This is a genomic window from Streptococcus porcorum (assembly GCF_053203725.1).
In genome coordinates this window covers 1-1,189 of record NZ_JBRUDG010000068.1, presented here as the reverse complement: position 1 = coordinate 1,189, position 1,189 = coordinate 1, and the positions used below count along the sequence as shown (strand labels likewise).

The window sequence follows — 1,189 nt, the reverse complement described above, 5'->3', positions numbered from 1 at the left end:
CCTGATGTAGTTGGGGGTTGCCCCCTGTGAGATAGGGAAGTCGCTTAGCTAAAGGGAGTTTAGCTCAGCTGGGAGAGCATCTGCCTTACAAGCAGAGGGTCAGCGGTTCGATCCCGTTAACTCCCATCAGTTGTAGAAATACAATAGGTCCCGTAGTGTAGCGGTTATCACGTCGCCCTGTCACGGCGAAGATCGCGGGTTCGATTCCCGTCGGGACCGTTCAATGAAAGTTGAAGGCATGACTCGTTAGCTCAGTTGGTAGAGCAATTGACTTTTAATCAATGGGTCACTGGTTCGAGCCCAGTACGGGTCATATGCGGGTTTGGCGGAATTGGCAGACGCACCAGATTTAGGATCTGGCGCTTAACGGCGTGGGGGTTCAAGTCCCTTAACCCGCATTAGAGAAGTTAGCCGGCTTAGCTCAGTTGGTAGAGCATCTGATTTGTAATCAGAGGGTCGCGTGTTCAAGTCATGTAGCCGGCATTTATATGCGAACGTAGTTCAGTGGTAGAACACCACCTTGCCAAGGTGGGGGTCGCGGGTTCGAATCCCGTCGTTCGCTTGAGCTAGTAGCCGGGGTGGCGGAACTGGCAGACGCACAGGACTTAAAATCCTGCGAAGGGTAACCTTCGTACCGGTTCGATTCCGGTCCTCGGCATAATTGAATAGCACCCTTAGCTCAACTGGATAGAGTACCTGACTACGAATCAGGCGGTTAGAGGTTCGACTCCTCTAGGGTGCATTACTTCGGGAAGTAGCTCAGCTTGGTAGAGTACTTGGTTTGGGACCAAGGTGTCGCAGGTTCGAATCCTGTCTTCCCGATGAAGAAAATGGCGGTGTAGCTCAGCTGGCTAGAGCGTCCGGTTCATACCCGGGAGGTCGGGGGTTCGATCCCCTTCGCCGCTATTATTTATGAATGGTTTTGGACCTTTAGCTCAACTGGTTAGAGCACTCGGCTCATAACCGAGCGGTCGTAGGTTCGAGTCCTACAAGGTCCATATTTTATTTGGAGGATTACCCAAGTCCGGCTGAAGGGAACGGTCTTGAAAACCGTCAGGCGTGTAAAAGCGTGCGTGGGTTCGAATCCCACATCCTCCTTTTTGTTTTAATATCGCGGGATGGAGCAGCTAGGTAGCTCGTCGGGCTCATAACCCGAAGGTCGTAGGTTCAAATCCTGCTCCCGCAATAA

Annotated in this window: 13 tRNA genes; all 13 read left to right on the top strand. The window is 52.2% G+C overall.

Features of this window, described 5'->3' with window-relative positions:
- Positions 1-53 precede the first annotated feature (53 nt).
- Positions 54-126 (top strand) — tRNA-Val (locus tag ACVRWY_RS09530).
- 20 nt (positions 127-146) lie between these two features.
- Positions 147-219 (top strand) — tRNA-Asp (locus ACVRWY_RS09525).
- 21 nt (positions 220-240) lie between these two features.
- Positions 241-313, top strand: a tRNA-Lys gene (locus tag ACVRWY_RS09520).
- Positions 314-316: 3 nt separating this feature from the next.
- Positions 317-398, top strand: a tRNA-Leu gene (locus ACVRWY_RS09515).
- A gap of 12 nt (positions 399-410) precedes the next feature.
- Positions 411-483 (top strand) — tRNA-Thr (locus ACVRWY_RS09510).
- A gap of 7 nt (positions 484-490) precedes the next feature.
- Positions 491-562 (top strand) — tRNA-Gly (locus tag ACVRWY_RS09505).
- A gap of 10 nt (positions 563-572) precedes the next feature.
- Positions 573-658: transfer RNA gene (locus ACVRWY_RS09500), tRNA-Leu, on the top strand.
- A 10-nt stretch (positions 659-668) separates the two neighbouring features.
- Positions 669-742, top strand: a tRNA-Arg gene (locus ACVRWY_RS09495).
- Positions 743-748: 6 nt separating this feature from the next.
- Positions 749-822: transfer RNA gene (locus tag ACVRWY_RS09490), tRNA-Pro, on the top strand.
- A 10-nt stretch (positions 823-832) separates the two neighbouring features.
- Positions 833-906 (top strand) — tRNA-Met (locus ACVRWY_RS09485).
- Positions 907-924: 18 nt separating this feature from the next.
- A tRNA-Ile gene (locus ACVRWY_RS09480) sits at positions 925-998 on the top strand.
- 10 nt (positions 999-1,008) lie between these two features.
- Positions 1,009-1,098, top strand: a tRNA-Ser gene (locus ACVRWY_RS09475).
- 14 nt (positions 1,099-1,112) lie between these two features.
- Positions 1,113-1,186: transfer RNA gene (locus ACVRWY_RS09470), tRNA-Met, on the top strand.
- Positions 1,187-1,189: the final 3 nt, after the last annotated feature.